This is a genomic window from Streptomyces sp. NPDC024555 (assembly GCF_055559335.1).
Genome location: NZ_JBVHKV010000011.1, coordinates 257,970 through 275,934 on the forward strand (window position 1 = coordinate 257,970; position 17,965 = coordinate 275,934).

Below are 17,965 nucleotides of genomic sequence, written 5' to 3' on the forward strand. Positions count from 1 at the left end.
CACCGGCATGGACACACCTGAGCCCGACACGAACAGGGGAACCCGATGAAGATCAAGTACGCCCTTACCGGACTGACCGCCGCGGCCTTCCTCGTCGCGGGCGGCGCCGTCGCCCCCGCCGCGACGGCCGCCTCCCCGTCCACCGCCTCCGCCTCCGCGTCGCACGCCACCGCGACCCCGGCGGGCTGGTTCCCGGTCGACCCGAACGGCTGGTTCCCGGTCGACCCCGCCGGCTGGTTCCCGGTCGGTCCCACGGGCTGGTTCCCGGTCGGTCCCGCCGGGAGCGTCGCCGTCTGACGCGGCCGGTCATGACGGTGGGCCCGGAGCGCCTCGCGGCACTCCGGGCCCACCGTCATGCGGTCAGTCCCGGGCGGACGGCTCCTGCTCCGGGGTCTCCGGCGCGGCGGCCGGCTCCTCGGCGGCGGGCGCGTCGGGCTGCGGGACCCCGGCGCGCTCGCGCATGCGGCGCAGCAGGTCCTGCTTCTGGTCGGCGGCCGTCCTGCGGTCGGCCTCGCGTGCGGGGCCGGTGCCCTGCTGGTCGGCGCGGGACAGCTTCTTGCGCTGTCCGCCGACGCCGAGAAGGTTGTTACGGCTCTTGGCCACGGGTTCTCCCATGCATGGTGAAGTGAGGTCTCGGCAGACCCTGGATCGATCCGGTGGGCGGCGGGTGCGCGGACCCGCCGCGCTCTCACTCGTAGATCTGGAAGAACGAAAACATGAGGGCACCGTACCCGCCCCGGCCGGACGGGGCACCGCATTTTCGCCCCCGGACGCGCGGAGCCCCCGGCTCCGTACGGGGCCGGGGGCTCGGGGTGCGCGGTGTCAGCAGCCGAGGAGACGGGCGCCGAGGTAGGCCTGGATCTGGTCCAGGGAGACGCGCTCCTGCTTCATGGTGTCGCGCTCGCGCACGGTCACCGCGTTGTCGTCGAGGGTGTCGAAGTCGACGGTGACGCAGAACGGGGTGCCGATCTCGTCCTGGCGACGGTAGCGGCGGCCGATGGCGCCGGCGTCGTCGAACTCGATGTTCCAGTTCTGCCGCAGGTCGGCCGCGAGGCCCTTGGCCTTGGGCGAGAGCTGCGCGTTGCGGGAGAGCGGCAGCACCGCGACCTTGACCGGCGCCAGGCGCGGGTCGAGGCGCATCACGGTGCGCTTCTCCATGACGCCCTTGGCGTTGGGCGCCTCGTCCTCGATGTAGGCGTCCATCAGGAAGGCCAGCATCGAACGGCCGACACCGGCCGCCGGCTCGATGACGTAGGGGGTCCAGCGCTCGTTGGCCTCCTGGTCGTAGAACACGAGGTCGGTGCCCGAGGCCTGGGAGTGCGCCTTGAGGTCGTAGTCCGTGCGGTTGGCGACGCCCTCCAGCTCGCCCCACTCGCTGCCGCCGAAGCGGAAGCGGTACTCGATGTCAGCGGTGCGCTTGGAGTAGTGGGAGAGCTTCTCCTTCGGGTGCTCGTACCACCGCATGTTCTCCTCGCGCAGGCCGAGGCCGGTGTACCAGTTCCAGCGCTGCTCCATCCAGTACTCGTGCCACTGCTCGTCCTCGCCCGGCTTGACGAAGAACTCCATCTCCATCTGCTCGAACTCGCGGGTGCGGAAGATGAAGTTGCCCGGAGTGATCTCGTTCCGGAAGGACTTGCCCATCTGGGCGATGCCGAACGGCGGCTTCTTGCGCGCGGCGGTCTGCACCAGGGAGAAGTTGGTGAAGATGCCCTGGGCGGTCTCGGGGCGCAGGTAGGCGACCGAGCCGGTGTCCTGGGTGGGGCCGAGGTGCGTGGAGAGCAGGCCGGAGAACTGCTTGGGCTCGGTGAAGGTGCCCTTGTTGCCGCAGTTCGGGCAGTTGAGGTCGGCGAGGCCGTTGACCGGCGGCTTGCCGTGCTTCTCCTCGTACTGCTCCTCCAGGTGGTCCGCGCGGAAGCGCTTGTGGCAGGAGGTGCACTCGGTCAGCGGGTCCGAGAACGTGGCGACGTGGCCGGAGGCCACCCACACCTCGGGGGCCAGGATGACCGACGAGTCGAGTCCGACCACGTCCTCGCGCGAAGTGACCATGTAACGCCACCACTGGCGCTTGAGGTTCTCCTTGAGCTCAACGCCCAGCGGCCCGTAGTCCCAGGCGGCGCGCTGACCGCCGTAGATCTCACTGCAGGGGAAAACGAAGCCACGGCGCTTGCTCAGGCTGACGATGGAGTCGATCTTGTCGGCGGCCACGGTGCTCTCTTCATTACGACGGCGACGAACGGAGAAGCACTCAGGTTACCGGCGGGCCCGCCCCTTCGATCAAATCGGTATCGGCCCGGACCGTCCGGGGACCGGACCGGACCCCTTGTTGACAATCGTTTCCACTTTTGTTGAAAATGACTGTCATGAACATACGCCGTCTCATACCCGCACCGGCCGTCGCGGGGGCAGTCGTCCTCGGTCTCACCGCCCTCACCGCCTGCTCCGCGTCCGACGCCGCCGACCGGAAGAACGGCGACCGGCTGGACGTGGTGGCGTCCTTCTATCCGATGCAGTTCCTGGCCGAGCGGATAGGCGGCGACCACGTCTCGGTCACCACGCTCACCAAGCCGGGCGTGGAACCCCACGACCTGGAGCTGAGCCCGCGCGAGGTGGGCCGCCTGAGCAGCGCGGACTTCATCCTCTATCTCAAGGGCCTCCAGCCCGCCGTGGACGACGCGATCAAGCTGTCCGAGTCGAAGCACACGCTGGACGCCGCCACGCTGACCTCCCTGGAGGACCACGGCGCCGAGGTCGGCGGCGAGGAGCACGGCCACGAGCACCACGGCGACGAGGCCGGCGCCGACCCCCACGTCTGGCTGGACCCCGTGAAGTACGCCGAGGTCGCCCGGGGCGTCGGCAAGTCCCTGGAGAAGACCGACCCCGAGCACGCCGCGGACTACCGCAGGAACACCGACGCCCTGGTCACCCGGCTCGGCGCCCTGGACACCGCGTTCAAGCAGGGCCTGGCGGGGACCGCCACCAAGACCTTCATCACCACCCACTCCGCCTTCGGCTACCTGGCCGAGCGCTACGGGCTCACCCAGGAGGGCATCGCCGGCATCGACCCCGAGGCCGAGCCCAGCCCCGCCCGGATCAGCGAGCTGCATTCCATCGCGCAGGCGAAGAGGGTCACCACCGTGTTCTTCGAGACCCTCGCCAGCGACAGGACCGCGAAGACCGTCGCCCGCGACACCGGGCTGCGCACCGACGTCCTGGACCCGCTGGAGGGAATCACCGGCAAGTCCAAGGGCGCTGACTACATCGAGGTCATGGAGTCCAACCTCGCCGCGCTCAAGAAGGCCCTCGGCCCCGCATGAGCACCCACCACCCGCAGCCCGAAGCAGCACCGGAGACGCCCGTGTCCGAGCCCAGCCCCGCACCCGACCCCGTGATCGCCGTCCGCGACGCCACCGCCGTCCTCGGCGCGCGCCCCGTCCTGCGCGGCATCGACCTGACCGTGCGCCGCGGCGAGGTCGTCGCCCTGCTCGGCGCCAACGGCTCCGGCAAGTCCACCGCCGTCCGCTCCGTCATCGGCCAGGTCCCGCTGACCGGCGGCAGCGTCGAACTCTTCGGCACCCCGCTGCGCCGCTTCCGCGACTGGGCGCGCGTCGGCTACGTACCGCAGCGCACCACCGCGGCGGGCGGGGTGCCCGCCACGATCCGCGAGGTCGTCTCCTCCGGCCGGCTCTCCCGCACCCGCCTCGGGCTGCTCCGCAGGGCCGACCGGGCCGCCGTCGACCGCGCCATCGCCCTCGTCGGCCTCGCCGACCGCGCCCGCGACTCCGTCGACGCGCTCTCCGGCGGACAGCACCAGCGCGTCCTCATCGCCCGTGCGCTCTCCGCCGAACCCGAGCTGCTGATCATGGACGAGCCGATGGCCGGCGTCGACCTGGCCAGCCAGGAGATCCTCGCCGCCACCCTGCGCGAACAGGTCGCGGCCGGCACCACCGTGCTGCTCGTGCTGCACGAGCTGGGCCCGCTGGAGCCCCTGATCGACCGGGCGGTGGTGCTGCGCGACGGCTGTGTGCTGCACGACGGACCGCCCCCGAAGGCCGTGGGGCAGCACGCCCTGCCCGGCCACGACCACGTACACCCCCACGCGGCCTCCGAGCCCGTCCGGACGGGACTGCTGAGCTGACCATGGAATTCCTCACCCCTCCCTTCATGCAGCGGGCACTGATCGCCGCCGTCCTGGTCGGCGTGATCGCCCCCGCCGTCGGCGTCTACCTGGTGCAGCGCCGGCAGGCCCTGATGGGCGACGGCATCGGCCACATCGCGATGACCGGCGTCGGCCTCGGCTTCCTGCTCTCCACCAGCCCCGTCTGGATGGCCACGGCCGTCGCCGTCGCGGGCGCGGTCACCATGGAGCTGATCCGCTGGTACGGCCGCACCCGGGGCGACATCGCGCTGGCGATGCTCTTCTACGGCGGCATGGCCGGCGGTGTCCTGCTGATCAACCTCTCCGACACCGGGTCGAACGCCAACCTCACCTCGTACCTCTTCGGCTCGCTGTCCACGGTCGCCCCCGAGGACATCACCGCGATCGCGATCCTGGCGGCGTTCGTGCTGCTGGTGACGGTGGGGCTGCGCAGGCAGCTGTTCGCCGTCAGCCAGGACGAGGAGTTCGCCCGGGTCACCGGGCTGCCGGTGCGTTTCCTGAACCTGCTGGTCGCGGTGACCGCCGCGGTCACCGTCACCGTCGCCATGCGGGTCGTCGGGCTGCTGCTGGTCAGCGCCCTGATGGTGGTCCCGGTCGCGGCCGCGCAGCAGCTCGCCCGCTCCTTCCGGCTGACGTTCGTGCTCGCGGTCGTCACCGGGGTCGTGGTCACCCTGGCCGGTACGGTCACCTCGTACTACCAGGACGTCCCGCCCGGCGCGACGATCGTGCTGATGGCCATCGCGGTCTTCGTCGGCATGACCCTGCTCGCCGCCCCGCTGGCCAGAAGCCGGGCCAGGCGGCGCGAAACGGCCGACAGCCGGTGCACCCTGGAGGTACCGGCCGGCCGCCCGGCACCGGACGACGTGCGGGTCTGACCGCACCCCCGGGGCGGACTGGCACAATGGCCCGACACACGTACGGGCGACACGAGGAGGCTGCTGTGGCGACAGCGCCGATCAGTGGGACGAACGCGGCCCCGGTCCGCGGCCGGTCGACCCGGCAGCGGGCCGCGGTGGCGGCCGCGCTCGACGAGGTGGACGAGTTCCGCAGCGCGCAGGAGCTGCACGACGTGCTCAAGCACCGGGGCGACTCGGTCGGGCTGACCACCGTCTACCGCACGCTCCAGTCCCTCGCGGACGCCGGCGAGGTCGATGTGCTGCGCACCACCGAGGGCGAGTCCGTCTACCGGCGGTGCTCGACCGGCGACCACCACCACCATCTGGTCTGCCGGGTCTGCGGCAAGGCCGTCGAGGTCGAGGGCCCGGCCGTCGAGCAGTGGTCCGAGACGATCGCCGCCCAGCACGGATTCGTGAACGTGGCGCACACGGTCGAGATCTTCGGCACCTGCGCCGACTGCGCGAACGCGCAGGACTGAGCACATCCGTGCCCCGGGGGCGGTGGATCCCCCGGGGCCGTCCCGTGCTCAGCTCCCGGAGGGAGCCACCTCCTCGGCGCCGCCGAAGCGGCGGTCGCGCTGGGCGAACTCCAGACAGGCCCGCCACAGGTCCCGGCGGTCGAAGTCCGGCCACAGCACGTCCTGGAAGACCATCTCGGCGTACGCGCTCTGCCAGATCAGGTAGTTGGAGGTGCGCTGCTCTCCGCTGGGGCGCACGAACAGGTCGACGTCGGGCATGTCCGGGTAGTAGATGTACTTCGCGAAGGTCTTCTCGTTGACCTTCGCCGGATCGAGCCTCCCGGCCGCCACGTCCTGCGCGATCCGCTGCGCCGCGTCCGCGATCTCGGCCCGGCCGCCGTAGTTCACGCAGAAGTACAGCGTCATCCGGTCGTTGTCCTTGGTCTGCTCCTGGGCGACCTGGAGCTCCTGGACGACCGACTTCCACAGCTTGGGCATACGGCCCACCCAGCGGATCCGGATGCCCAGCTCGTCCATCTCGTCGCGGCGGCGGCGGATGACGTCCCGGTTGAAGTTCATCAGGAACTTCACCTCTTCCGGGGAACGCTTCCAGTTCTCGGTGGAGAAGGCGTACAGCGAGAGGTTCTTGACGCCCATCTCGATGCAGCCCTTGAGGACGTCCATGACGACGCCCTCGCCGACCTTGTGGCCCTCGGTGCGCGGCAGTCCGCGCTCCTTGGCCCAGCGGCCGTTGCCGTCCATCACGACGGCGACGTGCTTGGGCACCAGTTCACCGGGGATCTTCGGGGGCACGGCACCGGAGGGGTGCGGCTCGGGGGTCTTGTACTCGCGCCGGTTGCGTCCACCGAGGATTCCGCGTACTGCCATGAGCTTCTCTGTCTCCCTGTGTCACTTCTCTACGTACCGCAGCGAACGCAGCCCGCGCTCCAGGTGCCAGTGCAGATACGCGGACACCAGTCCGCTCCCCTCCCTGACATGACGCGCCTCGCACGCGTCCGCCGTCGCCCAGTCGCCGGTGAGCAGTGCGCTCAGCAGGGTGACGGCCTCCGCCGAGGGTACGACGCTGCCGGGCACCCGGCAGTCGCCGCATATGACGCCGCCCGCCGCGACGGAGAAGAACCGGTTGGGGCCGGGCAGTCCGCAGCGGGCGCAGTCGTCGAAGCTCGGCGCGTAGCCGTTGACCGCGAGGGAGCGCAGCAGGAAGGCGTCGAGGACGAGGTGCGGTTCGTGCTCGCCGCGTGCCAGGGTGCGCAGTCCGCCCACCAGCAGGAGGTACTGCTGGACCGCGGGCTCGCCCTCGTGGTCGGTGAAGCGTTCGGCGGTCTCCAGCATCGCGGTGCCGGCGGTGTAGCGGGCGTAGTCGGTGACGATGCCGCCGCCGTAGGGGGCGATCGTCTCGCTCTGGGTGCAGAGCGGCAGCCCGCGTCCGACCAGCTCGCTGCCCCGGGCGAAGAACTGCACGTCGACGTGGGAGAACGGCTCCAGCCGGGCCCCGAACTTCGACTTCGTGCGGCGCACGCCGCGCGCGACGGCCCGCACCCGGCCGTGGCCGCGGGTGAGGATCGTGATGATCCGGTCGGCCTCGCCCAGCTTCTGCGTGCGGAGCACCACACCGTCGTCCCGGAACAAGCTCATGGCTCCATTGTCCGGTACGGCGGCCGCTCGGGCGGGCCGCCCCCGCGACCCGGTCCGTTCAGTCCCGTTCCGCCGCGCCGCCCGCCGGGACGACCAGCCCCGATTCGTAGGCGGCGATCACCAGCTGGGCCCGGTCGCGGGCGCCGAGCCTGCCCATGATCCGGCTGACATGGGTCTTGGCGGTGAGCGGGCTGAGGCCGAGGGTCTCGGCGATCTCCGTGTTGTTCAGCCCGCGCGCGACCAGGGCGAGGACCTGGCGCTCCCGGTCGGAGAGGTTCCCGGGGCCGCCGGGCGCGGTGCGGGCCGGGGGCTGCGGGGCGCTGAGCACCCGGGCGATCAGCCGGGCGGTGGGACCGGGCGAGAGCAGCGACTCGCCTGCCGCCACCGTGCGGATCGCGGCCAGCAGCTCGGCGGGCCGGGTGTCCTTGACCAGGAAGCCGGAGGCCCCGGCGCGCAGGGCGTCGAGGATGTGGTCGTCGGTGTCGTACGTGGTGAGGACGAGGACCTTCACCCCGGCCAGGTCCTCGTCGGCGGCGATGCGGCGGGTCGCCTCGATGCCGTCGAGCTCGGGCATCCGGATGTCCATCACGACGAGGTCCGCGCGGGCCTCCCGGGCGAGCGCGACGGCTTCGAGCCCGGTGGCGGCCTCGCCGACCACCTCCATCTCCGGATCGGAGCCGACGAGCATCGCGAAGGCGGCCCGCACGAGGGTCTGGTCGTCGGCGAGCAGGACACGGATCACGGGGCGGCCTCCGGGGCGGGGGCGGACGGTACGACGACGGGGGCCGGGGCGTCCGCCGCGGGTGCGGGTCCGGGGGCGGGGCGCGGGTCCGGGGGGCCGGCGCCCGGGGAGAGCAGCGCCGTGACCTCGAAGCCGCCGCCGGGGCGGGGTCCCGCCCGCAGGGTGCCGCCCGTGCTGCGGGCCCGCTCCCGCATCCCGGCGATGCCGAACCCGGGCGGGGTGCCGTCGTCCACCGGACCGGTGCCGTCGTCGCTGACCGTGACCCGCAGTCCGGCCGCGCCGGCCGGTTCGACGCAGACGGTGACGCGGACGCCGGGGCCCGCGTGGCGCACGGCGTTGGTCAGGGACTCCTGCACGATCCGGTAGGCGGCGGCCGCGGTCACCGGGGCGAGGCGGCCGTCGGGGACGCGGACCTCCAGTCCGACCCGGGCCCCGGCGGTCTCCGCCGCCCGGACGAGCCCCGGCAGGGCCGCCAGGTCCGGCAGCGGCCCCTGCGCGGGGCCGTCGTCGCGGCCGGTGTCGCGCAGCACCTGGAGGGTGGTGCGCAGCTCCGCCCTGGCCTCCCGGCAGGTCTCGGCGATGTCGTCCAGGGAGGCGGCGATCGCCGTACGGTCCAGACGCCCGGGGTCCACGGTGAGGATGTGCGAGGCGACCGAGGTCTGCACGCCGATGAGCGTGATGCTGTGGGCCAGCAGGTCGTGCAGGTCCCGGGCGATGCGCAGCCGCTCCTCGGCGACCCGGCGGCGGGCCTCCTCCTCCCGGGTCCGCTCGGCCCGTTCGGCGCGCTCCACCATGGAGGCGACGTACTGGCGGTAGATGCGCACGTCGACCCCGCAGAACAGGATGGCGACGATCCAGCCGGAGATCCGCAGGAGTTCGAGGCCCCGGTGGGCGTCGATGCCGAGGACCACCGTCACCATCACCGAGGTGACCCCGATGCCGACGAGCAGGGTGCGCAGCGGCCGGCCGGTGACGGCGACCGTGTAGAGCATGATCCAGGTCTGCGGGATCGGGGCCGAGTGGGCGTAGTCCAGTCCGTGGTAGAGCGCCAGCAGCGGGGTCATGGCGAGCAGGGCGAGGACGGGGCCCCGGCGCCGCAGGGCGAGCGGGACGGCGGTGGCGAGCAGCAGGCACCAGCCGAGTACGTCGGGGCGGTCGGCCGGGCCCAGGGCGAGGGCGGCGGAGAGCGCACCGGCGCCCACGGCGACGAGGGCGTCGGTGCGCGTCCGGTGCGGCGCGCTCATCGGGTCGCGGTTGATGACGGCCATGACGCGTTCGCGACGGCCTGCGGGAGCGGACACGGGGTCATCCTCCGCTACGGGACGGGGCACTGTCAGGGGGCCCCGACGAGTTCGGGTTCGCGCGGGGCCGGGGCGGCCGGGGTACGGCAGAGCGCTCCCGGCCACCAGATCCGGCGCCCGAGGGCCACGCTCGCCGCGGTGACCAGATAGGTGCGGACGAGGAAGGTGTCGAGCAGGACGCCGACGGCGATGACGAAGCCCAGTTCGACGAGGCCGGTCATCGGCATGTTCGTCAGGACGGCGAAGGTGGCCGCGAGCACGAGTCCCGCCGAGGCGATGACCCCTCCGGTGGCGCGCAGTCCGGTGAGCGCCGCCTCGGTGGGTCCGGCGCCCGCCCTGGCCTCCTCGCGGACCCGGTGCATCAGGAAGATGCCGTAGTCGACGCCGAGGGCGACGAGGAAGACGAAGGAGAGCAGCGGCAGCCCGGGGTCGGTGCCCTTGAGCCCGAGGAGCGGTTCGAAGAGGAGGCCGCCGATGCCGAGGGAGGCGCCCCAGACCGCGACGACGGCCGCGACGAGCAGCAGCGGGGCGACGAGTCCGCGCAGCAGGACGACGAGGATCAGGAGCACGGAGAGCAGGACGAGCGGGACGACGCTCCGCAGATCGCGCGCGCTGGCCGTGTCCAGGTCCATCTGCTGGGCGCCCGGCCCGCCCACGTGGCTGCCGTCGAGGGTGTCGCGCAGGGCCCGGACGGTGCTGCGCTCCCCCGCCGACTCGGGTGCGGCCGTGGCGACGACGGAGAGTTCGGTCCAGCCGCCGCCGCTGCGGACGCGCGCGGCGGAGGCGACGCCCTCGGTCGTACGGGCGCGGGCCAGGGCGTCGTCGGCCCGGCTCGTGGGGGTCATCACGGTGATCGGCTGGGTGGAGCGGCCCGGGAAGGCGTCGGCGAGCGTGGTCATGGCGGTGACCGAGTCCGGTGCGCTGGTGAAGGAGTCCTCCTGCTTGAGGTCGCCCGGCAGCGCGAACGCCCCGAGGGACAGCGCGCCCAGCAGCACCCCGCCGGTGACGAGAACGGCGACGGGCCGGCGTCCGGCGGATCCGCCCATGGCGGCGAACACCGAGCGGCGCCGGCGCGGTTCGGCTCCGTGGACCGGGACGAGCGGCCAGAAGACCCGGCGGCCCAGCAGGACCAGGACGGCCGGGAGCAGCGTCAGCATCGCCAGGAGCGCGCACAGCACGCCGACGGCGGCGAGGGGTCCCATACCGCGGCTGCTGTTGAGATCGGCGGCCAGCAGGCACAGGAGGCCCGCGGCGACGGTGGCGGAGGAGGCGAGGACGGCGGGTCCGCAGCCGCGCAGGGCGGCCGCCATGGCCGCGTGGGGGCTGCGCAGGCGGGTCAGCTCCTCGCGGTAGCGGGAGACGAGCAGCAGGGCGTAGTCGGTGCCGGCGCCGAAGACCAGGATGGTCATGACGGCGGAGCTCTGGCCGGTGACGGTGGTGTCGAAGCCGTGGTTGAGGCCGTAGACGACGGCCATGGACAGGGCGTCGGCGGCTCCGGCGACGACGAGCGGGACCAGCCACAGCAGCGGACTGCGGTAGATGAGGATCAGCAGGACCGCGACGACGGCGACGGTCGTGTAGAGGACCGGGCCGCCGACCGAGCCGTAGACCTTCTGGGCGTCGGCGGTCAGCGCTCCGGGCCCGCCGACCTCGGCCTCCAGCCCGTCACCGGCGCGCACGGTCCCGCGCACCGCGTCGACGAACGCCGTGCGGGCCTCGTCGTCCTGTCCGGGCGCGGTCGTGGAGACCGGGTACATCAGCGTCGTGCCGTCCTTGGACGGGACGCCGTGCGGCGGCGCGGTGAGCGGGTGGTCCCGGGCCACCTCGTCGCTCTGCCGGGCCGCGAGGGCCCGGTCGGCGGCGGTCAGTCCGCCGTCGCGGTGGTAGACGAGGACCAGGTCGGTGGACTCGCCGCCGGGCAGCGTCTCCTGGATCCGGGCCACCTGGGTGGAGTCGGCGCCGGCCGGGAGGTAGTCGACGGCGCGGTTGACCTGGACGTCACCGAGCCGGCCGGCGAGCGGTCCGGCGACGGCGAGCACGGCGGCCCAGAGTCCGACGATCGCCCAGGGCAGCCATCGCCACCGCGTCCGTGTCCGCTCGCGGCCGTCCTGTTCTGCGCCCCTCATGGGAGGCCCCCCTTCCGTACGGGTGTCCGGTCGTGTCCAGACTCCCGCCGGGGCAGGGGCGGTTCATCGCGCCGAGGGCCGAGTTCGGGGCTACTGCGGGGGTGGGTGCGGCGGTCCCGTTACTCCCCGGGGAGTAACGGGAGGTGCTCAGGAGGGCGTACGCGCGGCCGCGGCGAGCAGCCGGGCGGTGTCCTCGCCGCAGAGCCGCAGCGCGCCGCCGACGGTGCTCAGGACCTCGCGTTCGGCCGGGCTGTAGGGGCCGTCGGCGAGGGCGATCCGGGCGCCCTGGAGCAGAATCGATTCGCGGCCCGCGGGGGCCAGATGGGGGGCGAGCGGCTCCAGCGCCTCGTGGAGCTCGATGGCCAGGGCGGCGCCGCACGCCTCGGCGGCGGGGCCGGTGGCCGAGCCCTGCCCGATGTCGGCGGAGAGGACCTCGACGACGGTGGCGAGCTGCTCCTCGGTGCAGTCGTCGAAGCCCGCGCCGCGCACGGTCTCGGCGGCGGCCTCCAGGACCGTACGGGAGGTGGATCCGCCGGCCGCGAGGACGCCGAGGGCGACCGTGTGGACGGCGTCCCTGAGCATCGCGGAGAACCGGGTGGTGGTGGGGTGGTCGAGCGTCTCGGTGTCGAAGTGGGCGCGGCAGGCGGCGCATTCGACGACCGGACCGGCCTCGCCGCGGCGCAGCAGCGGCAGTCCGAGGACGATGAAGCGCCGACGCCCGTTCAGACGGCGGTAGTTGCGGTCGCCGCCGCAGCCGGGGCAGAAGAACTCGCCGTCGCCGACGGTGTCCCAGTGCGTGCGGACGCCGCAGATACGCAGCTTCTTGGCGCGTTGTCCCAGGGCTGACCGCACGTCGCACACCTCCGTCACTCCCCCGCGGGCCGCTCGGGCACGGGAGGCACCCCTCGGCATCGTTGCCGTGTGAACGTGATGTTAACCACATCGCCCTGGCGGCGTCAGCACCTCGCCCGTCACAACCCTCCGGAGATGGCCGAACCCCGCCCTCCCGGGAGCGGGTGGGCGGGGTTCACGAACCGTACGGGGCGGGCCCTTCCGGGCACCGCGTGGTTCAGCGCGAGGCGCGGTTGACGGCGGAGACGACCGCCTTCAGGGAGGCCCGCGTGGTGTTGGCGTCGATGCCGATGCCCCACAGGACCTTGCCGTCGATGGCGCACTCGATGTAGGAGGCGGCGACGGCGCTCGCACCCTCGCTCATGGTGTGCTCGGTGTAGTCCAGCAGCCGGGCGTCGATGCCGATGGCCTGCAGCGCTTCGAAGAACGCGGAGATCGGGCCGTTGCCGGTGCCGGTCAGCACGGTGTCCGCGCCGTCCACCGTCGCCTCGACGGTGATCGTGTCCTGGCCGTCGGAGCCGGTGGTGGTCTGGCCGGAGCGGATCTGCACGCGGCCCCAACGGTCCGCGGACTCGTCCGGGTTGGGCAGGTACTCGTCCTGGAACACGGTCCAGATCTGGGACGGGGTGACCTCGCCGCCCTCGGCGTCGGTCTTGGCCTGAATGATCCGGGAGAACTCGATCTGCATCCGGCGGGGCAGGTCCAGCTTGTGGTCGTTCTTCAGGACGTAGGCGATTCCGCCCTTGCCGGACTGCGAGTTGACCCGGATGACGGCCTCGTAGGAGCGGCCGACGTCCTTCGGGTCGATCGGCAGGTACGGCACGGCCCACTCGATGTCGTCGACCGTCCGGCCCTGGGCGGCCGCGTCGGCCTCCATGGCGTCGAAGCCCTTCTTGATGGCGTCCTGGTGGGAGCCGGAGAAGGCGGTGTAGACCAGGTCGCCCGCGTAGGGGTGGCGCGGGTGGACCTCCATCTGGTTGCAGTACTCGCTGGTGCGGCGGATCTCGTCGATCTGCGAGAAGTCGATCTGCGGGTCGACGCCCTGGGAGAACAGGTTCATGCCCAGCGTCACCAGGTCGACGTTGCCGGTGCGCTCGCCCTGGCCGAACAGGCAGCCCTCGACGCGGTCCGCCCCGGCCATCAGGGCCAGTTCGGCGGCGGCGACGGCGGTGCCGCGGTCGTTGTGCGGGTGGACGGACAGGCAGACGTGCGCGCGGCGCGACAGATGGCGCGACATCCACTCGAAGCGGTCCGCGTGCGTGGACGGCGTCGAACGCTCCACGGTGGCGGGCAGGTTCAGGATGATCTCGCGGCCCTCCTCGGGCTGCCAGACGTCGCAGACCGCCTCGCAGACCTCCAGGGCGAAGTCCAGCTCGGTGTCGGTGAAGATCTCGGGGCTGTACTGGTAACCGAAGATCGTCTCGTCGCCCAGGATCTTCTCGGCGTACTCCATGACCAGCCGGGTGCCGTCCACGGCGATCTGCTTGACCTCCTCCTTGGAGCCGCGGAAGACCACACGGCGGAAGGTGGGGGCGGTCGCGTTGTACAGGTGGACGGTGGCGCGGTGGGCGCCGCGCAGGGATTCGACGGTGCGCTCGATCAGTTCCTCGCGGGCCTGCGTCAGGACGGAGATGGTCACGTCCTCGGGGATCGCGCCCTCCTCGATGATGGAGCGGACGAACGCGAAGTCGGTCTCGCCGGAGGACGGGAAGCCGACCTCGATCTCCTTGTAGCCCATGCGTACCAGCAGGTCGAACATCTCGCGCTTGCGGGCCGGCGACATCGGGTCGATCAGGGCCTGGTTGCCGTCGCGCAGGTCGGTGGAGAGCCAGCGGGGAGCCTTGGTGATCCGCTGGTCGGGCCAGGTGCGGTCGGGGATGTCGACGGCCTCGTAACGGCCGTACTTGTGCACCGGCATCCCGGACGGCTTCTGGAGTCCCGTGGCGTTGGTGATCGGCGTGGGGCGGCCGACGGCGCCGGAGGCGGGGGTCTGCGCGGGATTCACTGCGGTCATGGCGGGGGCTCCTCGGGGTCCTTCAAGGGGACGGCCGACTGTGCTGCTGCAGCACCAGACTCCGCGGGGAGGGGGTCGGCCTACGACTACAGGCCCTCGCCGCGGCAGCTAAGAAGAAGCAGCCCGAAACGCATGATGCGTCGAGCGTAGCGGAGAGGCGCCCGGGACGTCGGTGCCGTATCAGTATGCGGGATCGGCTGCCGGTAACGGGTGAACAGTGATGGATCACTCTATTTCGTCAATCACGGTGGCAACCAGTGACAGCCCGAACACGTACTGCCACAGTCGTTGTATGCAGCCTCGAACCCACGGGTCCCACCCCGTCTTCTGCACCATCGTGCCGCCCCACGTCCTCGACAAGCTGTCGCAGTCCGACGACCCCGCCCTGGCCGACCCCGCCCGCCGCACCCTGGAGGCCGACGCCGCCCGGCGCACCCGCCGCCAGGTCACCACCGTCGTCCGCACCTCCGTCGCCCCCGTCCCGGCCGACGGCGACCGCTCCGGCACCCCCGACCGCACGATCTACGACTGCCGCCACGGCACCGACCTGCCGGGCAGGAAGGTCCGCGCCGAGGGCGCGGAGCCGACCAACGACGCCAGCGTCAACCGCGCGTACGCGGGCCTGGGCGCCACCTTCGACCTGCTGCTCAGCGCCTACGGCCGCCGCTCCATCGACGGCGACGGACTGCCGCTGATCGGCTCCGTCCACTACGACGAGAAGTACAACAACGCCTTCTTCGACGGCGAGCAGATGGTCTTCGGCGACGGGGACGGGGAGGTCTTCCTCGACTTCACCGTCGCCATCGACGTGATCGCCCACGAGCTGGCCCACGGGCTCACCCAGTACACGGCCAACCTGAACTACTACGGACAGTCCGGGGCGCTCAACGAGTCCGTGTCGGACGTCTTCGGCTCCCTGGTCAAGCAGTACTCCCTGGGCCAGACCGCCGCCGAGGCCGACTGGCTGATCGGCGCCGGGCTGCTGGCCCCCCGGGTCCAGGGCGTGGCCCTGCGCTCGATGAAGGCACCCGGCACGGCGTACGACGACGACGTGCTCGGCAAGGACCCGCAGCCGGCGTCCATGGACGACTACATCCACACGGGCGACGACAACGGCGGGGTGCACCTCAACTCCGGCATCCCGAACCGCGCCTTCTACCTGCTGGCGACCGCGCTCGGCGGCAATGCCTGGGAGCGGGCGGGCCAGCTCTGGTTCGATGTCCTCACCGGTGGTGAACTGTCGGTGGACGCGGACTTCGCGGACTTCGCCCGGCTGACCGTGGCGATGGCCCGCAGCCGCTTCGGCGACGGCGACGAGGTGGAGGCGGTCCTCAAGGCCTGGTCGGAGGTCGGCGTACCGACCGGGTGACGCACCGGGCCGTCGTCGAGAAGGGGCAGGCATGCGGATCAGGGTCAGCAGGACCGGCGGTTTCGCCGGGATCGCGCGCGAGCGCGAGATCGACACCGCGGGGCGGCCCGACGCCGCCGACTGGGAGTCCCTGGCCGAGGCGGCCGTCGACGGCTGCCCGGACACCCCGCCCCGGGGCGTCCCGGACGGTTTCCACTACCGGATCACGGTCGGCGGCCGGACGGTGCACTGCGCCGACCCCAAGCTGACCGACGCCCAGCGCGCACTGGTCTCACGCGTCCTGAAGGAGGGCGCGTGAGACCGGCGCGGCCGGGTGCGCGGCGGGGTCAGAAGCCGAGCTTGCGCAGCTGCTTGGGGTCACGCTGCCAGTCCTTGGCGACCTTGACGTGCAGGTCGAGATAGACGGGCGTGCCGAGCAGCGCCTCGATGTGCTTGCGGGACTTGGTGCCGACGTCCTTCAGCCGCTTGCCCTTCGGGCCGATGATGATGCCCTTCTGGCTGGGCCGCTCGATGTAGACGTTGGCGTGGATGTCGAGCAGCGGCTTGTCCGCCGGACGGTCCTCGCGCGGCAGCATCTCCTCGACGACGACGGCGATCGAGTGCGGCAGCTCGTCGCGCACCCCTTCGAGCGCGGCCTCGCGGATCAGCTCCGCGACCATGACCATCTCCGGCTCGTCGGTGAGGTCGCCCTCCGGGTAGAGCGGCGGGCTCTCGGGGAGCAGCGGGACGATCAGATCGGCCAGCAGCCCGACCTGGCTGTCCTTGACCGCCGAGACCGGGATGATCTCCGCCCACTCGAAGCCCAGCTCCTCGCCGAGGCGGGAGACGGCCAGCAGCTGTTCGGCCAGCTGCTTGGAGTCGACCAGGTCGGTCTTGGTGATGATCGCGATCTTGGGCGTCTTCCTGATGCCCGCGAGCTCCTTGACGATGTACTTGTCGCCGGGGCCGAGCTTCTGGTCGGCGGGCAGGCAGAAGCCGATGACGTCGACCTCGGCCCAGGTGGTGCGCACGACGTCGTTGAGCCGCTCGCCCAGCAGGGTGCGCGGCTTGTGCAGGCCGGGGGTGTCGACCAGGATCAGCTGCGCGTCCGGCCGGTGCACGATGCCGCGCACGGTGTGGCGGGTCGTCTGGGGCCGGTTGGACGTGATGGCCACCTTCTGACCGACCAGAGCGTTCGTCAGGGTGGACTTGCCCGCGTTGGGACGTCCCACGAAGCAGGCGAATCCGGCCCGGTGGGGGGCGGTGGTACCGGCCGGCCGGGCAGCGGGTTCAGGGTTAGGTCGAGCGCTCATGGCGCCCATTGTCCCCGATCCCGGTGGCCGCGGGGCACCACGGCGCCCCCGCGGCCACCGGCCGCCCCGTTCAGGCCGCGGCGCGGCGCCCCCTCCGGGCCCTGATCCACAGCGCGGCGCCGCCGCCCAGCACCACGAGCAGCACCCCGGCGACCAGCCAGGGCAGGGCGAAGTACGACACGGCCGCGGACTCGCGGGTGTCGCGGGCGCTGGCGGTCAGCTTGATCTCGCCCCACTCCAGCTGCGGCGCGCCCGCCCACTCCTCGGTGAGCCGGACCTCCTGGCGGGGCAGCAGTTCGGACGGGATCCGGGTGAGGTCGCGGGCGAGCAGGGTCCGGCCGAACAGCCCCTCCGCCCTGAGGGCGACCTTGGGGCTGAGGGTGACGTTGCCCCGGTTGCGGAGGGTGTACGAGATGACGGCGCGGGAGGCGCCGGTGCCCGGGACGAGCGGCTGGCTGTGCTCGACCTTCACGTCCTCGACGGAGAGCGCGGGCACGGTGGGCCCGTTGACCCGCAGATAGATCCGGGCGCCGACCGCCTTGCGGATGCCGACGGCGACGGCGCCCTCGTCGGCGGGGTCGATGCGCTCGTCGAGGGCGACGACGGCTCCGGGGTGGTCGCCCGGCTCGGCGTCCTCGGGCACCCGGATGGTGACGGGCACGGTGACCGAACCGTGCGGTTTCACGGTGACCCGGTCGCGGGCGGCCCTGGCCCAGGCGCCGACGGAGCGCTGCTTCTCGTTCTGCGCCCGGACGGCGAACCCGCCGTCGCGCGCGGTGTTGTACGCGTCGGCCGCGTACAGCCGGAAGGTCATCGCGGTCCCCGTCTTGTTGGTGACGGTGACCTTGTCGGTGAGGGTGGCGCCGGGGTCGGCGGAGAGGTAGAAGTACGGCCGCCCGCCGGTGTCGGCGGTGGCCGGGAAGACGGAGAAGCTGCCGTTGTCGGCGGCGCCGGCCGAGGGCGCGGCGGACAGGAGGAGAACCCCGGCCAGCAGGAGGGCCGGGGCGCGTCGGAACGACGGGGTGCGGAGTGGTGTGCGCACGGTGCGGGCTCCCGGGTTCGGGCGGCGTGGGCCGGCCGGGTGCGCGGCCGGCCCACCGGTC

Annotated in this window: 18 protein-coding genes; 7 read left to right on the top strand and 11 right to left on the bottom strand. The window is 72.3% G+C overall.

What is annotated here, in order from left to right; genetic code table 11:
* Positions 1–45: 45 nt before the first annotated feature.
* Positions 46–297 carry a hypothetical protein gene (locus tag ACZ4FH_RS20975; protein WP_467306484.1) on the top strand — a complete coding sequence of 84 codons (252 nt, stop codon included), beginning with the start codon at positions 46–48 and terminating at the stop codon, positions 295–297.
* 63 nt (positions 298–360) lie between these two features.
* Here the strand turns inward: ACZ4FH_RS20975 and ACZ4FH_RS20980 are convergent, their stop codons facing one another.
* Together ACZ4FH_RS20980 and ACZ4FH_RS20985 are read right to left on the bottom strand one after the other, a co-directional pair.
* Entirely contained in the window at positions 361–603 is a 243-nt protein-coding gene (locus tag ACZ4FH_RS20980; protein WP_467306486.1) for a DUF6243 family protein, read from the bottom strand.
* Between the two features lie 219 nt (positions 604–822).
* Complete coding sequence (locus ACZ4FH_RS20985; protein ID WP_467306487.1) at positions 823–2,205, bottom strand: glycine--tRNA ligase; 1,383 nt, start codon at positions 2,203–2,205, stop codon at positions 823–825.
* A 155-nt stretch (positions 2,206–2,360) separates the two neighbouring features.
* Between ACZ4FH_RS20985 and ACZ4FH_RS20990 the strand changes: the two genes are divergently transcribed.
* The 4 genes from ACZ4FH_RS20990 (at position 2,361) to ACZ4FH_RS21005 (ending at position 5,531) form a co-directional block, all read left to right on the top strand.
* Entirely contained in the window at positions 2,361–3,314 is a 954-nt protein-coding gene (locus tag ACZ4FH_RS20990; protein WP_467306488.1) for a metal ABC transporter substrate-binding protein, read from the top strand.
* Positions 3,311–4,135, top strand: a complete 825-nt coding sequence (locus tag ACZ4FH_RS20995) for a metal ABC transporter ATP-binding protein (RefSeq protein WP_467306490.1) — start codon at positions 3,311–3,313, stop codon at positions 4,133–4,135. The genes ACZ4FH_RS20990 and ACZ4FH_RS20995 overlap by 4 nt, the downstream gene beginning before the upstream one ends.
* 2 nt (positions 4,136–4,137) lie before the next feature.
* A complete protein-coding gene (locus ACZ4FH_RS21000; RefSeq protein ID WP_383633119.1) occupies positions 4,138–5,031 on the top strand; it encodes a metal ABC transporter permease in 894 nt (297 codons plus the stop codon).
* Positions 5,032–5,096: 65 nt separating this feature from the next.
* Complete coding sequence (locus ACZ4FH_RS21005) at positions 5,097–5,531, top strand: Fur family transcriptional regulator (RefSeq protein WP_383633122.1); 435 nt, start codon at positions 5,097–5,099, stop codon at positions 5,529–5,531.
* Positions 5,532–5,579: 48 nt separating this feature from the next.
* Here ACZ4FH_RS21005 and ACZ4FH_RS21010 read toward each other — a convergent pair whose 3' ends face one another.
* The 7 genes from ACZ4FH_RS21010 to leuA form a co-directional block, all read right to left on the bottom strand.
* Positions 5,580–6,398 carry an isoprenyl transferase gene (locus tag ACZ4FH_RS21010; RefSeq protein ID WP_467306491.1) on the bottom strand — a complete coding sequence of 273 codons (819 nt, stop codon included), beginning with the start codon at positions 6,396–6,398 and terminating at the stop codon, positions 5,580–5,582.
* 21 nt (positions 6,399–6,419) lie between these two features.
* On the bottom strand, positions 6,420–7,166 hold the full coding sequence (gene recO / locus ACZ4FH_RS21015; RefSeq protein WP_383633128.1) for a DNA repair protein RecO: 747 nt from the start codon (positions 7,164–7,166) through the stop codon (positions 6,420–6,422).
* A gap of 58 nt (positions 7,167–7,224) precedes the next feature.
* Entirely contained in the window at positions 7,225–7,908 is a 684-nt protein-coding gene (locus ACZ4FH_RS21020) for a response regulator transcription factor (RefSeq protein WP_383633130.1), read from the bottom strand.
* Positions 7,905–9,176: a sensor histidine kinase gene (locus ACZ4FH_RS21025; protein ID WP_467306568.1), complete on the bottom strand. Its 1,272-nt coding sequence runs from the start codon at positions 9,174–9,176 to the stop codon at positions 7,905–7,907. Before ACZ4FH_RS21025 ends, ACZ4FH_RS21020 begins: the two co-directional genes overlap by 4 nt.
* 65 nt (positions 9,177–9,241) lie before the next feature.
* Positions 9,242–11,335: an MMPL family transporter gene (locus tag ACZ4FH_RS21030; RefSeq protein ID WP_467306494.1), complete on the bottom strand. Its 2,094-nt coding sequence runs from the start codon at positions 11,333–11,335 to the stop codon at positions 9,242–9,244.
* Between the two features lie 147 nt (positions 11,336–11,482).
* Entirely contained in the window at positions 11,483–12,187 is a 705-nt protein-coding gene (locus tag ACZ4FH_RS21035) for a TerB family tellurite resistance protein (RefSeq protein ID WP_467306495.1), read from the bottom strand.
* A gap of 217 nt (positions 12,188–12,404) precedes the next feature.
* Positions 12,405–14,201: a 2-isopropylmalate synthase gene (gene leuA / locus ACZ4FH_RS21040; protein WP_467306497.1), complete on the bottom strand. Its 1,797-nt coding sequence runs from the start codon at positions 14,199–14,201 to the stop codon at positions 12,405–12,407.
* Between the two features lie 292 nt (positions 14,202–14,493).
* Here leuA and ACZ4FH_RS21045 point away from each other — a divergent pair, with 292 nt between their 5' ends.
* The gene (locus tag ACZ4FH_RS21045) at positions 14,494–15,570 is read left to right on the top strand and encodes a M4 family metallopeptidase (RefSeq protein ID WP_467306499.1); all 1,077 of its coding nucleotides are present in this window, start codon (positions 14,494–14,496) and stop codon (positions 15,568–15,570) included.
* 31 nt (positions 15,571–15,601) lie between these two features.
* Positions 15,602–15,868 carry a protealysin inhibitor emfourin gene (locus ACZ4FH_RS21050; protein WP_467306500.1) on the top strand — a complete coding sequence of 89 codons (267 nt, stop codon included), beginning with the start codon at positions 15,602–15,604 and terminating at the stop codon, positions 15,866–15,868.
* 28 nt (positions 15,869–15,896) lie between these two features.
* Here ACZ4FH_RS21050 and era read toward each other — a convergent pair whose 3' ends face one another.
* Positions 15,897–16,871 (bottom strand): GTPase Era, encoded by a 975-nt coding sequence (gene era, locus ACZ4FH_RS21055; protein WP_383633147.1) that lies wholly within the window; start codon positions 16,869–16,871, stop codon positions 15,897–15,899.
* A gap of 61 nt (positions 16,872–16,932) precedes the next feature.
* A complete protein-coding gene (locus tag ACZ4FH_RS21060; RefSeq protein ID WP_467306501.1) occupies positions 16,933–17,904 on the bottom strand; it encodes a WxL protein peptidoglycan domain-containing protein in 972 nt (323 codons plus the stop codon).
* Between the last annotated feature and the right edge of the window lie 61 nt (positions 17,905–17,965).

What these genes read in the sequence shown, in the direction of transcription:
- era (WP_383633147.1), bottom strand. Translation starts at nt 16,871, where the DNA reads ATGGGCGCCATGAGCGCTCGACCTAACCCTGAACCCGCTGCCCGGCCG.
- ACZ4FH_RS21050 (WP_467306500.1), top strand. Translation starts at nt 15,602, where the DNA reads ATGCGGATCAGGGTCAGCAGGACCGGCGGTTTCGCCGGGATCGCGCGC.
- ACZ4FH_RS21010 (WP_467306491.1), bottom strand. Translation starts at nt 6,398, where the DNA reads ATGGCAGTACGCGGAATCCTCGGTGGACGCAACCGGCGCGAGTACAAG.
- ACZ4FH_RS21045 (WP_467306499.1), top strand. Translation starts at nt 14,494, where the DNA reads ATGCAGCCTCGAACCCACGGGTCCCACCCCGTCTTCTGCACCATCGTG.
- ACZ4FH_RS20990 (WP_467306488.1), top strand. Translation starts at nt 2,361, where the DNA reads ATGAACATACGCCGTCTCATACCCGCACCGGCCGTCGCGGGGGCAGTC.
- ACZ4FH_RS20975 (WP_467306484.1), top strand. Translation starts at nt 46, where the DNA reads ATGAAGATCAAGTACGCCCTTACCGGACTGACCGCCGCGGCCTTCCTC.
- ACZ4FH_RS21000 (WP_383633119.1), top strand. Translation starts at nt 4,138, where the DNA reads ATGGAATTCCTCACCCCTCCCTTCATGCAGCGGGCACTGATCGCCGCC.
- recO (WP_383633128.1), bottom strand. Translation starts at nt 7,166, where the DNA reads ATGAGCTTGTTCCGGGACGACGGTGTGGTGCTCCGCACGCAGAAGCTG.
- ACZ4FH_RS21025 (WP_467306568.1), bottom strand. Translation starts at nt 9,176, where the DNA reads ATGGCCGTCATCAACCGCGACCCGATGAGCGCGCCGCACCGGACGCGC.
- ACZ4FH_RS20995 (WP_467306490.1), top strand. Translation starts at nt 3,311, where the DNA reads ATGAGCACCCACCACCCGCAGCCCGAAGCAGCACCGGAGACGCCCGTG.
- ACZ4FH_RS21030 (WP_467306494.1), bottom strand. Translation starts at nt 11,335, where the DNA reads ATGAGGGGCGCAGAACAGGACGGCCGCGAGCGGACACGGACGCGGTGG.
- leuA (WP_467306497.1), bottom strand. Translation starts at nt 14,201, where the DNA reads ATGACCGCAGTGAATCCCGCGCAGACCCCCGCCTCCGGCGCCGTCGGC.